The sequence below is a fragment of the Myxococcus sp. AB056 genome (assembly GCF_006547365.1).
Lineage (GTDB): Bacteria > Myxococcota > Myxococcia > Myxococcales > Myxococcaceae > Myxococcus > Myxococcus virescens.
Genome location: NZ_VHLB01000094.1, coordinates 23,422 through 34,978 on the forward strand (window position 1 = coordinate 23,422; position 11,557 = coordinate 34,978).

Annotated in this window: 9 protein-coding genes; 5 read left to right on the top strand and 4 right to left on the bottom strand. The window is 68.0% G+C overall.

The annotated features are described in order from the left end of the window. Positions 1-113: 113 nt before the first annotated feature. The 3 genes from FMP39_RS30375 (at position 114) to FMP39_RS30385 (ending at position 5,423) form a co-directional block, all read left to right on the top strand. Complete coding sequence (locus FMP39_RS30375) at positions 114-665, top strand: molybdenum cofactor carrier protein (RefSeq protein WP_090494102.1); 552 nt, start codon at positions 114-116, stop codon at positions 663-665. 89 nt (positions 666-754) lie between these two features. After that, positions 755-1,150, top strand: coding sequence for a hypothetical protein (locus tag FMP39_RS30380; protein WP_090494100.1), 396 nt, complete (start codon positions 755-757; stop codon positions 1,148-1,150). Positions 1,151-1,160: 10 nt separating this feature from the next. After that, positions 1,161-5,423: an AAA family ATPase gene (locus FMP39_RS30385; protein WP_141593587.1), complete on the top strand. Its 4,263-nt coding sequence runs from the start codon at positions 1,161-1,163 to the stop codon at positions 5,421-5,423. On the opposite strand, the gene FMP39_RS30390 is transcribed toward FMP39_RS30385, so the two are convergent. After that, positions 5,416-6,831 carry a radical SAM protein gene (locus FMP39_RS30390; protein ID WP_194858623.1) on the bottom strand — a complete coding sequence of 472 codons (1,416 nt, stop codon included), beginning with the start codon at positions 6,829-6,831 and terminating at the stop codon, positions 5,416-5,418. The two genes, FMP39_RS30385 and FMP39_RS30390, sit on opposite strands and share 8 nt — an antisense overlap. Positions 6,832-7,225: 394 nt before the next feature. On the opposite strand from FMP39_RS30390, the gene FMP39_RS30395 reads away from it, so the two are divergent. Further along, positions 7,226-7,762 carry a YceI family protein gene (locus FMP39_RS30395; RefSeq protein ID WP_141593589.1) on the top strand — a complete coding sequence of 179 codons (537 nt, stop codon included), beginning with the start codon at positions 7,226-7,228 and terminating at the stop codon, positions 7,760-7,762. 7 nt (positions 7,763-7,769) lie between these two features. On the opposite strand, the gene FMP39_RS30400 is transcribed toward FMP39_RS30395, so the two are convergent. Then, positions 7,770-8,759 (bottom strand): endonuclease/exonuclease/phosphatase family protein, encoded by a 990-nt coding sequence (locus tag FMP39_RS30400; protein WP_141593590.1) that lies wholly within the window; start codon positions 8,757-8,759, stop codon positions 7,770-7,772. Between the two features lie 180 nt (positions 8,760-8,939). On the opposite strand from FMP39_RS30400, the gene FMP39_RS37560 reads away from it, so the two are divergent. Continuing rightward, entirely contained in the window at positions 8,940-9,092 is a 153-nt protein-coding gene (locus tag FMP39_RS37560; protein ID WP_194858624.1) for a hypothetical protein, read from the top strand. Positions 9,093-9,108: 16 nt separating this feature from the next. On the opposite strand, the gene FMP39_RS30405 is transcribed toward FMP39_RS37560, so the two are convergent. Both FMP39_RS30405 and FMP39_RS30410 read right to left on the bottom strand, forming a co-directional pair. Next, positions 9,109-9,411 carry a hypothetical protein gene (locus FMP39_RS30405; RefSeq protein WP_141593591.1) on the bottom strand — a complete coding sequence of 101 codons (303 nt, stop codon included), beginning with the start codon at positions 9,409-9,411 and terminating at the stop codon, positions 9,109-9,111. An 82-nt stretch (positions 9,412-9,493) separates the two neighbouring features. Beyond that, positions 9,494-11,557, bottom strand: a 2,064-nt coding sequence (locus FMP39_RS30410) for an ATP-binding protein (protein WP_228558468.1), incomplete at its 5' end; no start/stop codon positions are given.

Here is an 11,557-nt window from a genome sequence, read left to right on the forward strand (position 1 = left end):
TGAACGCCCGGCGGGGGGAATGTGGGGCAATGAACCGTCGTGAGAGGAATACGGCGCGCGGTTGGAACAAGCTGGAGGACGGGCCCGTCATACCGGGGGAAGGAGCAGAGCCCATGCGCAGGCCACGGCGGATCATCGGTGTCTTCGGTTCTGGCAAGGAGGACCACGCGGAGCGGGTCATCCCGCTGGTCCGGTGGATCGCCGAGGCGGGCTTCGACCTGCTCACGGGCGCTGGCAGCGGGGTGATGCGGACGGCGGCGGATGCCTTCGTCCAGGTGGAGTACCGGCACGGCATCTCCATTGGCATCGTCCCAGGCACGGTGGAGGGCGGCGAGTACCGGCCCCGTTCGGGCTACCCCAATCCCAACGTGGAGCTGCCCATCTACACGCATCTGCCGCTCAGCGGAGAGCAGGGGACGGATCCGCTCAGCCGCAATCACATCAACGTGCTCACGCCGCACGCCCTGGTGTCGCTGCCCGGGGGCGCGGGCACGGTGGCCGAGGCGGTCCTGGCCCTGCGTTATGGCAAGCCGGTCATCCTCTACGGGCCGCCGGAGTCGTTCCGGCGCTTCCCTGCGGAGCTGGAGCGGACGGACTCCCTGGAGCGGGTGGCCGAGTTCCTCCGGGCCGCGGTGCGTGATCCGCTCCGCCTGGCCGTGCCGTAGCCGCTGGAAAACGTCTAGGATGATGCACTCGGGGGAACGGGCGGGGACCACCCAGGCAGGGCGGGCCGCGTCGTCTCGAGTGCGCCATCATGATCAGTCCCGACCATCCGCTCGCCAGCTGGTTCCTCGTCATCGCCGGGACGCTCTTCCTGGTCGTCTTCGCGATTCCCCTGCTGCTGATGCCCCTGACGTGGGCGCGCTGGTTCGGGTGGCGGCTGCCGGAGGGGAACAACCACCTCACGGTGTACTTCGGGCGCTGCCTGGGAGCGGTGGCGCTGGCCATCATCCTCACGGCGGCCCGTTTCGTGTCACGGCCAGGCCCCGCCATCTTCGACCTCATCGGCTGGGTGTGTGCGGGAATGGTGGTTGTCCACACCTGGGGCGCGCTGAAGAAGGCGCAGCCGGTGTCGGAGACGGTGGAGATTGGCTTCTATGCGGTGGTAGGCGTGCTGGCCATGTGGATCCGCTTCAACGCCCTGGGCTGAGCGCACGGCCATGTCTCCGGTGGACATCGACCCCATCCTCGCGACGCTGGCGCCCTACATCCCGGGCGCCGTGCTCCGGCGTCTGGAGCGCACGGAGGCGCACGCGCTGCCGCTCGTGGAGCCGGTGCGAGGCGCCATCCTGCTCCTGGACATCGCGGGCTTCACGCCCATCGTCGTCAGCCTGAGCGGCGCCGGGCCCCGGGGCATCGATGCGCTCCAGCGGCTCCTGACGAGCTACTACACGGAGATGATCGACGTCGTGAAGGACCACGGCGGCGACATCTACCAGTTCGCCGGTGACTCCATCCTGGCCTGCTTCGAGGTGGAGCCGGGCGTGGACGCCAGCGGCGCGGTGCAGCGCGCGGCCCGGTGTGCGTTGGACGTCCAGCAGCGGCTGTCCCGCTTCGCGCAGTTGGAGCTGCTGGGCCAGCGCTTCAGCGTGTCGTCGCGCATCGGCATCGGGTTCGGCGAAGCCCACCGGGTGGTGTTGGGCGCCACGGGCATGTGGATGCACCCCGCGCTCATCGGTCAGCCGCTGGCGCAGGCGGTGGCGGCGGAGAAGCGGGCCACGGTGGGGGAGGTGCTGCTCAGCCCGGAGGCGTGGGCCCTGCTGCCGGAGCCGGCCCGTCAAGGCGAGGCCCGCGGCAACGCCTACCGCCTGGCGCCCACCGTGCCGTTGCGCGTGCCTCCAGCGCCCGGCTTCGTGTTGCCCTCCGGGCCGGAGATGGTGGCCCGGTGTTCGCTGCTGCTGCACCCGGTGCTCTTCACGAAAATCACGACGGCGCACCAGGAGTTCAGCGGCGACTTTCGCGACGTCACCTGCTTCTTCCTCCGCTTCGACAGCCAGCGTGCGTCCTCGCGGCCGGAGGACTTCACCCGCGACCTGAACGCCTTCTACGAATACGTCCAGCGCGAGAGCGCGCACCACGGCGGCGTGTTGCTGATGACGGACTTCACCGACAAGGGGAACGTCCTCTACGTCATCTTCGGCGCGCCCACGGCCTTGCAGAGCAAGGAGGTGCTGGCCTGCCGGCTCGCGTGCAAGCTGATGCGGGAGCGGGAGTCCTTCCCCTTCGTCTCATCGCTGCAGATTGGCATCGCCACCGGTCCGGCCTACTTCGGCGACATGGGCTCGCCCTGGCGCAAGGGGTACTCCGCGCTCGGCGAAGTCGTGAACATGGCCGCGCGCCTGATGACGCACGGGCAGGGCAGCGGCATCCACATCGACGCGCAGACGGAGCGCAAGCTGCACCAGGGCGGCTTCGACACCGCGTTCGTGGAGGACGCGCGGCTCAAGGGCGTGTCACGCGCGGTGCCTGTCTACCGGCTGTCGGCGGAGGTGCGCCGCAGCCTGTTCCTCAAGGGCAAGGGCGACATTGTCGGCCGGCAGCGCGAGGTGGAGGCGCTGCGCCAGGACGTCGACGCGTCGCTGGAGGGCCACGGTCGCATCTGCGTGGTGTCGGGCGAGGCGGGCATCGGCAAGTCGCGGCTGGGCGCGAAGGTGGTGGAGGTGGCGGAGACGCGAGGGGCCCACAGCCTCTACGGCATCTGCTACTCGTATGAGATGTTCACGCCCTTCTTCCCGTGGAAGGAGGTGCTGGTCCAACTCTTCGGACTGCATGAAGGCGACGACGTGGAGACGCAGCTGTCCCAGCTGCGCCAGGGCTTCGCGGGCCTGGAGGACACGGGGCCGGAATGGATACCCGTGCTCGCGGGCATCCTGGGGTTGCCCGTGGAGGAGTCACCGCTCACGCGCGACCTGGATGCCCGGCGGAAGAACCAGAAGCTCTTCCAGGTCATCCTCCAGCTCCTGGAGAAGGTGTCGCGCCAGACGCCGGTGCTGCTCTTCTTCGAGGACCTGCACTGGGCCGACAACATCTCCGTCGACCTCATCGAGTACGTCGCCGCGCGGCTGTCTCCGCTGCGGGTGACGCTGCTGGTGACGATGCGGCCGGGCGAGCACCTCAAGAGCCTCAAGGGGCTGCCCGGGCTTCGCTGGTTGGACTTGTCCAGCCTGGATGACGAGGACACGCGGGCGCTGCTGCGGCTGCACCTGCGCATGGAGACGCCGGACACGGCGCTGGAGGACCTGCTGCTGGCCAAGGTGCAGGGCAACCCGTTCTTCACCGAGTCCATCGTCCAGGGCATGGTGGAGAAGGGCTACCTGGGACCGGTGGCGCCGGGCGCGGAGCGGTTGGAGCTCAAGCGCAGCCTGCAGGGGCTGGAGCTGCCGGACTCCATCCAGGACGTGGTGCTGGCGCGCATCGACCTGCTCACGGAGACGGAGAAGCTGGTGGTGCGCGTCGCCTCCGTGGTGGGCCGCATCTTCACGCTGGAGGCGGTGGCCGCGCTGGCGCCCGGTTCGGTGTCCCCGGAGCGGATTCGCGAGGCCATCGACACGCTGACGCGGCTGGGGCTCATCCTCCTGGAGTTGGAGGAGCCCTTCACCTGCATCTTCAAGCACATCGTCATCCGCGACGTGGCGTACACCACGCTGCTGGTGTCCGCGCGCGAGGACCTGCACCGCCGCATGGCGCGCTTCATCGAGGCCCGCGCCGGGGAGAACCCCGTCAAGTCGGCGGGCATCCTGGCCTACCACTCGCTGGCTGGAAACGACGAGGTGAAGGGCCTGGAGTACACGTTGATGGCGGCGCGCAGCGCGCGCGAGCAGTACGCCAACGACGACGCCGTCCATCACTACAACCGGGCCATGGAGATTCTGGGTGGCACCGTGGCGTTGGACCCGGAGGAGGTCCTACGCAAGACGCACGTCGTGATGAAGGAACTGGCGGAGACCCTGCTCAACGCGGGCAACTACGCGGGCGCCATCCTCATGTTCGAGCAGTGTCTGGCGGACGAGGAGCAGGTGCCGCGCCGCGCGGAGATTCACCTGGGCCTGGGCAGGGCCCACCAGGAGAAGGGCGAGTCGAAGCGCGCCATCCAGGAGCTGGAGACGGCGCTGGAACTCATGGGGCGCACGATGCCGCGGAGCATGGCGGCGCTGGTGCTTCGCTCGGTGCTGGCCATGGGGCTGCACCTGCTCTACGGCCTGTTCCCCTGGCTGGTGCGGCCACTGGGCGCGCGGCTGCCGCTTTACCTGAAGCAGCTGTCCACGCTCATCTCGCTCATCAAAATCTACTACTTCGCGGACATCGGGAAGCTCACCTGGGCCACGCTGGTGGCCACGACGATGGCGGAGCGCTCGCGCAGTGAGTACGGCCTGAGCCTGGCGACCAGCTACTACGGCTCGCTGCTGTTCGGCTCGGGGATGGTGGGGCGCTCGGGGCACTGGTGTCAGCGCGCGCTGGAGCATGCGCGGCGCTCCCGGGATACGGCGGCGGAGGGCGTGGCGTTGAGCCGGCTGGCCACGCAGTCCATCTTCACCAACGAGCAGGCCCGCGCCACCGAGTACGGCGAGCAGGCGGTGTCATTGCTGCGGCAGGTGGGGGACATGTGGGAGGTGCAGACGGGCCTGATGATGCTGGCCACCAGTCAGTTCCTGGCCTCGCGCTTCCAGGATGCGGAGCGTGCGTACCTCGAGATGGGCCGCGTGGGCGTGGAGCTCAACGCGCTGATGCACCAGGGCTGGTCCCACGCGTGGGTCCCCATGTGCCGCTACCTGCGGGGCGATGGAGATGTGGGGGAGCTGTGCGCGGAGCTGGAGGAGGGCCTGCGCATCAGTATCGACGTCCAGGACCTGGCCAACCAGTGTGCCAGCCTCAATCACCTGGTCAACGTGGCGGTGCGCGAGCACCAGGTGGAGGAAGCCGCGCTGATGGCGGTGCGCGCCGACGAGGCGCTGTGGCGCTACCACGTGCTGGTGCCCTTCCTCCAGATTGGGCTCGTGGACGCGGCGGAGGGCGCGCTCTTCGCGCTGGAGCAGGGCGCTGTCTCCGTGCCGCGCGAGCAACTGTGGGCCCTCTACCGCCGCTGCGCGCTCAAGGCGCGGGCGTTGGGGGCGCTCTACCCCTACCTGCGCGGCCCGGCCATGCGGGTGATGGCGCGTGCGAAGGCGCTCAAGCGGGGCGCGAAGGCCGCGGAGCCGCTGTTCGACCGCGCGCTCGAGGTGTTGGAAGCCACGCCCAACCGCTGGGAGACGGGCGTGGCCTACCTGGACGCGGCGGCGGCGTTGCCTCACCGGCGCACGGCGTTGCTCGCCCGTGCGCGTGGCATCTTCACCGCCATCGACGCGCAGGCGGAGCTGCGGCGGGTGGCGCGGCTGGAGTCCGGTCCACAGGATACGGCGCCGATGCTGGCGGCGGCGCTCACGTGAGCCGCTGCGGCTGAAGGCCCAGCTGGGCCATCTGCTGCGTGTCCCAGTACTCCAGGGCGTCCTGCCCGGCGATGTAGCGCCGTGCCGTGTTCTTCACCGGGTTGCGGATGCTCACGATTTCGGGCCCGGAGAAGAGGATGGTCTGCTTGTACCGGGGCATGTCGCTCATCGTGAGCTTGGACCAGTAGTGGCGGGCGATGTTGGGCAGGCTGCCGAGCTGCGCGCAGAGCCGGTGGAAGTGCTCCACCACCTCGGATGTGTCCAGGTTCTTGGGACGGTGGCAGAGCGTGTAGCCGTCGTAGTCGCGGCTCAAGGTGCCTGGCAGCAGGCGGTTCTCTTCCTGGAGCTCGCGGAAGAAGGGCGTCTCCGGATAGGGGCAGACGATGCCCAGGAAGGTGACGGAGAAGTACTGGAGGTCGGAGAGGTACTCGGGGAGCTTCTCCAGGTACGCGTTGGTGTCTCCGTCCGAGCCCACGATGAGGCCGAAGGACAACAGGATGCCGGCGGAGAAGACGCGGCGGATGACGGCGTCCACTTCGCTCAGCTTGTTCTGGCCCTTGTTCATGGCCTTGATGGAGTCGGGGTTGAGGGACTCCAGGCCGGTGTAGACGTAGCGGCAGCCCGCCTTGGCCATCAGCTTCACCAGCGACTCATCCTTGAGGACGTTGAAGGTGAGGGCGCAGCCCCATGTCTTCTTGAGCGGGATGAGGGCTTCGCACAGCTCGCGCAGGTATTTCGGTGAGCCACCGAGGTTGTTGTCGAGGAACACGAAGGCGTCATCCATCAGCCCCATGAAGTTGGGGTTCCAGTGCATGTGCTGCTGGATTTCGTCGATGACGTGGGCGACAGGGCGATAGCGGTAGCGCTCGTTGCCGGTGAGGACGCAGAAGTTGCAGGAGAAGGGGCAGCCGCGTGAGGCCTCGATGCCGGGCAGGCGCAGCTTGTTGTGGGTGAAGTCGATGAGGTCGTAGCGGTAGGGCCGGATGGCGGCGGGGCCCAGCGGCGGGCGCTGGTAGCGCGGCTGGAGCTGGCCCTTCTCGAAGTCTTCGATGAGCGCGGGAACGTTGGCCTCGGGCTCGCCGGTGATGACGGCGTCGAAGTACTGCTGGGCGTCGTCCGGGAAGTAGCTGGCATGGCGGCCGCCGGCGACCGTCGTCATGCCTCGCTGGCGGAAGAGGGTGGAGAGCACCTTGGTGTGCTCGTAGAAGGAGTGCAGATAGGAGAAGAAGACGAGGTCCCAGTGGCGGTCCATCGGGATGTCGCGCTCCTTCTCGTTGAAGATCTCCACCTCCGCGTGCGGGGGGCACAGGCCGGCGATGAGCTCCGGCACGGAGGACTGCATGATGGAGGGCTCTTTGAGGCGCAGCCGGGTGGGGTGCGTGTACGTGGCGATGACGGCAATCCGCATGCGATGACGTGGCTCCAAGACGAGGCGGCGTGGCCACGGTGCGGCAAGGAGCACTTGTCACATGGTTCGGCTCCCCCCGGCCTGGCCGTGAAAGCAGAATCCCCCCGTTTCAAGCTTCACGCAAAATGACAGCGGCTTGAAGACGGGGACCGGCGACGCGGGCGATGCAGGAACGTCCACTCCACACCCCGCAACCCGCGCTCAAGCGGAATGGTGAGACGGACCCTCACAAGTTCCAGACTGTCGTGTTTCGCGCGCGATTCATCGTGCAGTCGGCTTCGTCACACCGTGTGCATGGAGTTTCAATGAGTGGGTCATTATCTAGTCAGGGTTGGCTTGCGCCCCCCGGCGCGCACCGGTTCTTCCCGCCCCCTCATCCGCCGAGCGCCCTCCCATGACTGTCAGCACCTGGAACATCGACGCTTCCCACTCGTCCGTCCTCTTCGTCGCGCGCCACATGGTGGTGGCACGTGTCCACGGTCGCTTCGAGCGTTTCTCCGGAATCCTCCGTGTGAACCCCGAGCAGCCCACTCAGGGTGAAGTCGAGATGTCCGTGGAAACGGCGAGCATCTACACGGGCTCGTCAGACCGGGACGCGCACCTGCGTTCACCGGACTTCCTCGACGCCGACGCGGCGCCCAAGCTCACCTTTCGCAGTACCAGGATTGAACCCGCGGGTGGTGCCAGCTTCCGGCTCCTGGGCGACCTCACCATCCGCAACGTCACGCAGCCGGTGGCCTTCGACGCCCGGCACATCGGCACGTCGAAGGACCCGTGGGGCAACTCGCGGCTCATCTACTCGGCGCGCACCACCGTCAACCGCACCGATTACGGCATCCGCTGGAACAAGACGCTCGACAACGGCGGCTGGCTCGTCAGCGAGAAAATCGATCTCGAGCTCGACATCCAGGCCATTCCCGCGACGGCCTGAGCCGGCCTCAGGGCGCGGGCAGGAAGTCCGCGTACACGGCGGCGTGGTCCGACCCGCCATAGCCGCCCCGTGGGTCCCTCGCCGTGCGGAACGAGCCGGGCACATACGAGCCCCCGCCGCGCGCCAGGTACAGGTGGTCAATGGCCTGGCGGTCGCCGTGGTAGGTGTACGTCCACGTCTCGCTGACCGGCCGGTCGCTGGAGACGCGCAGCAGCGCGTCGTCGCGCTCCAGCGCGGTGATGGGCTCCGAGCCCGGTACGTCGTTGAGGTCTCCCCCGAGGACGACCAGCGCGTCTGGAGCCGCCTGGGCCGCGCCCGCGACGATGTCCCGCGTCGCCACGGCCTCGGCGAAGCGGCGCCCGGCGTCGTCGTTGGACTTGGAGCGGAAGTGCGCGGAGAAGACGATGACCTTCTTCCCGTCCACGTCCAGGTGGACCTCCAGCAACTCGCGGGAGAACCGGGTGGCGGAGCCATCCGGGCGCCACAGCGTGCGGTCCCGATGCCCGCGGACGTCGGTGATGGGGTGAACGGAGAGGACGGCCACGTCCACGGACGCCGCGGCGCCCGTCTCGCCCAGCTCCGAATAGCCGAAGCGGGGGAGCCGTGACGTGAGCGCGTCGAGCGAGGCCTGGGTTTCCACCTCCGCCAACAGCACCACGTCGGCGTTCAGTCGCGAGATGGCGGACGCGAGCCGGTCCGCCTGGAGACCGAACTCGGAGGGGGTGGGCAGCGCCTCATAGTTGCTGCCGCCGCACGCATCGGAGTCGCACACCGTGTCAAAGAGCCGCTGCACGTTGAAGGCCGCGATGCGCACGCTGCCTTCGAGCGCGGTGTCGGGCGGCTGCTGCGGTCCACAGTCAGCCCCGACACACGGCTCATTCGGCCCCGGTGATGTTTCACGCCCCTCGCAGGCGGACAGCGACAAGAGGGCGGCCAGCAGGGCCGCGGCGCGGAGGCGCTTGCGGTCCCTCGACGCGGAGGGAAGGGGGCGTGACATGGGGCCGTGAGCCTACCCCAGCGCGGCCCGGGCGCGGGCAGGCAGGCGGGGCACAGTGTCACTAGGAGGCATCCTAATCTCACGCGCATTGCCTACTGCTGGGCGTTACGGCATGAGAACGCACGGCGGTGGGTTTCGAGATTACCGTACGGACAGTTTGTGCGGAGGGGAGTGCGCGGCATGGTGGTCGAGATTCTGATCGGCGCAGCGGTGATGACGCTCATCACCGTGATCTTCACGGGGCCCGGCATGTGGAGCTCCACCTGGGGCTATCGGAAGAAGGAGGGACAGGACGCGTCGAGGTCCCCCGGCGAGAAGAACAAGACGCCGTAGTCTCCCGCGCCCGGCGTCACTGGCAGATGCCGGGGCAGTCCGTTGCTCCTGAGCCAGGCGAGCAGGCATCCAGCGGGTCGTCCACGCAGCGTGTCCCCGTGGACACGCAATCGCCATGGAACGCACCGCAGCATTCGACGTACCCCTGAGGCACGTCGCACGGCGTCGCGAAGCTCCGGCACTCGGCGCCGCCCGAGGCAGGCCGAGCGAACACCCGCACCTGTGCGCAGGCATCGCCGTCATCGTCGGAGGTTCCGCTGCAAGCCGTGAGGAGCAGCGGGGCCAGGACCGCGAGCGCGGCCTTCATGTGTCGGTTCATGTCCGCTTTCTGGCCAGGGCTGGCCCGCGCGTCCAGTCCCCCCGCACCCAAGGTGTCAGGAGGATGAAACGCGAGGCGCGTATCACTCCACCAGCAGCCGCTTCACCGGTGCGGGGTCCACCGCGACCATCAGCGGCCGGGTGAAGTTGCTGAACGACACCAGTGCCTGACCGGGGGCCAACCGCGACACCCGGTTCCAGAGGCTCTCGTCGATGCTGCCCGCGGTTTTCTGCATGCGCGAGATGACAGAGCTGTCGGCGATCTTGTGGATGACGAAGTTGTTGATGAGGCCCAGCACCTCGTTGGGCAGGTGCTGCGGAAGCTGGGTGACGAAGACGAGCCCCATCCAGCGCTTGCGGCCCCGCTTGGCAATCTTCGCCACCTGCTCGAAGAGCACGGGCATCTGGGCAATGCGGTTCGCGGAGAGGAATTCGTGGGCCTCTTCGATGATGATGAGGACCGGCGTGACGGATTGGTCCTTCGCGTTGGCCCGCTCGTAGCGTCGCTCCTGCGCTTCCTGGAGGCCCCGCAGGATGTCTGCGATGACCAGGTTGTTGAGCTGCGGTGAGTCCGTGTCCGACAGGTCGATGACGGAGACGCGCCCGGGCGTGAGCATGGACTCATAGGCGACGCCTTGCTCGTTGCCCACGTCGAAGATGCCCAGGCGCCGCAGCCGGTGGAGCTTGCTGGCCAGGGCCTTCCAGCTGATTTCGTGCCGGCTGCTCTGGGCCATGACGCGCGCCATGACCCGGCCGAAGTTGCTCCTGAACTCTGTGCGCAGCATCAGTCCGCGCGATGGCGCCTTGGCCGTGACGTCCGGGTCGGCCTCTGCTTCGTCGTTCTCTTCGAGCAGGGACGCCTGCTTCCGAGGGGTGGCGCGTGACTTGCCACGCGTCTCCGATTTGCCTTCGTCACTGAGGCTGTAGATGTACGCGCTGACCACGTCCAGCACGTGGTCGATGGTCATGTGCGGAAAGCCCGTGGACAGTTCGTCCACGTCGAGGACCTGGCGGCGCTCTTCTTCCGTCTGCGGGTAGATGTTGAAGTCTTCGAGCAAGAGCTTGGTGACGTCGTACGCCTTGAGGAACCGCTCCTGCTGTGCGTCCGACATGTCGAGAATCTCCGCGAGCGCGTACGGAGACAGGCTGGAGAACTTGAGCGAGAACGCGTGCTTGTTCCGGTGTCGCGGATTGAGGCTGTCGCGCCCGGTGAGGTGGTGGATGTGCAAGTCCTTGACGCCCTGCGGACGCTGGCCTCGCCGTTTGAGCGCCTCGAGCATGGCGGCATGGTCGGTGGGCTGGTCCACGTGCGTGTATTCACCCTCCACGTCGAAGACGATGGTCGCGATGCCATCCGCTTGGGCTCGGTGGATGAGCGTGGCCACCGTGGTGGACTTGCCGCCGCCCGTTGTTCCGATGATGCCCGTGTGGCGTGGGAGGATGGATTTGTCCCGGGGATTGAGCCGGGCCTCCATCTTCTCGTACCCGACCACCAGCCCCAGGCACATGTCGCCGCCGACGCCCAGCACGCGAGCGCTCTCCGCCTCGTCGAGCAGGTAGACGGGGCTCTGCGGCCGGGGCCGGAAGCGGGGAGGCTTCAGCGTGCCTTCGACTTCCTCTCCGACAATCTCAATCTCCGCGCGCCCGTGATAGTCGAATGTGTACGCCAGCTTCTTGCCGTGGGTGACCACGCCAATGGCCATGGTGGAGTTGGCGGGCACCGCGTTCGGTTCCGCGAAGGGACCCCGCACGACGACGCCCAGGTAGGCGCGGTTGTCCTCCCTCGACCTCACCCGGACCAGCGTCTGGGACGCGAGCAGGTGCAAATCCTCACGCGTGAGCAGCACGGTGATGAGGTTGTCCTGGCTGGAGGTGACGTCGAAGTGGGTGAATCCCACCGCCGCTGCCAGCTCGGGATCCACCTGGGGACCGGTATGGGCCTGGTTCCTGAGTTCGTCGAGCTCGTTCAGCGTCTTGGGTGGGGTCGGTCGAACGACCGCACCGTCAGGCTCCCGCGGAGGCACGGGCCCAGGGGCCTTGCCATTCATGACGGGGGCTGCCGCCGGGGGGGCGGCGCGGTGCTGACCATTCTTCTCGGGCGGCGGCCGGCCAGGGCCCACGCCTGGCATGGGGACGGGGCGTGGGGG

Bases quoted from the DNA above. Each gene is read 5' to 3' on its own strand.
- FMP39_RS30375 (WP_090494102.1), top strand. From the start codon at position 114: ATGCGCAGGCCACGGCGGATCATCGGTGTCTTCGGTTCTGGCAAGGAG.
- FMP39_RS30380 (WP_090494100.1), top strand. From the start codon at position 755: ATGATCAGTCCCGACCATCCGCTCGCCAGCTGGTTCCTCGTCATCGCC.
- FMP39_RS30385 (WP_141593587.1), top strand. From the start codon at position 1,161: ATGTCTCCGGTGGACATCGACCCCATCCTCGCGACGCTGGCGCCCTAC.
- FMP39_RS30390 (WP_194858623.1), bottom strand. From the start codon at position 6,831: ATGCGGATTGCCGTCATCGCCACGTACACGCACCCCACCCGGCTGCGC.
- FMP39_RS30395 (WP_141593589.1), top strand. From the start codon at position 7,226: ATGACTGTCAGCACCTGGAACATCGACGCTTCCCACTCGTCCGTCCTC.
- FMP39_RS30400 (WP_141593590.1), bottom strand. From the start codon at position 8,759: ATGTCACGCCCCCTTCCCTCCGCGTCGAGGGACCGCAAGCGCCTCCGC.
- FMP39_RS37560 (WP_194858624.1), top strand. From the start codon at position 8,940: ATGGTGGTCGAGATTCTGATCGGCGCAGCGGTGATGACGCTCATCACC.
- FMP39_RS30405 (WP_141593591.1), bottom strand. From the start codon at position 9,411: ATGAACCGACACATGAAGGCCGCGCTCGCGGTCCTGGCCCCGCTGCTC.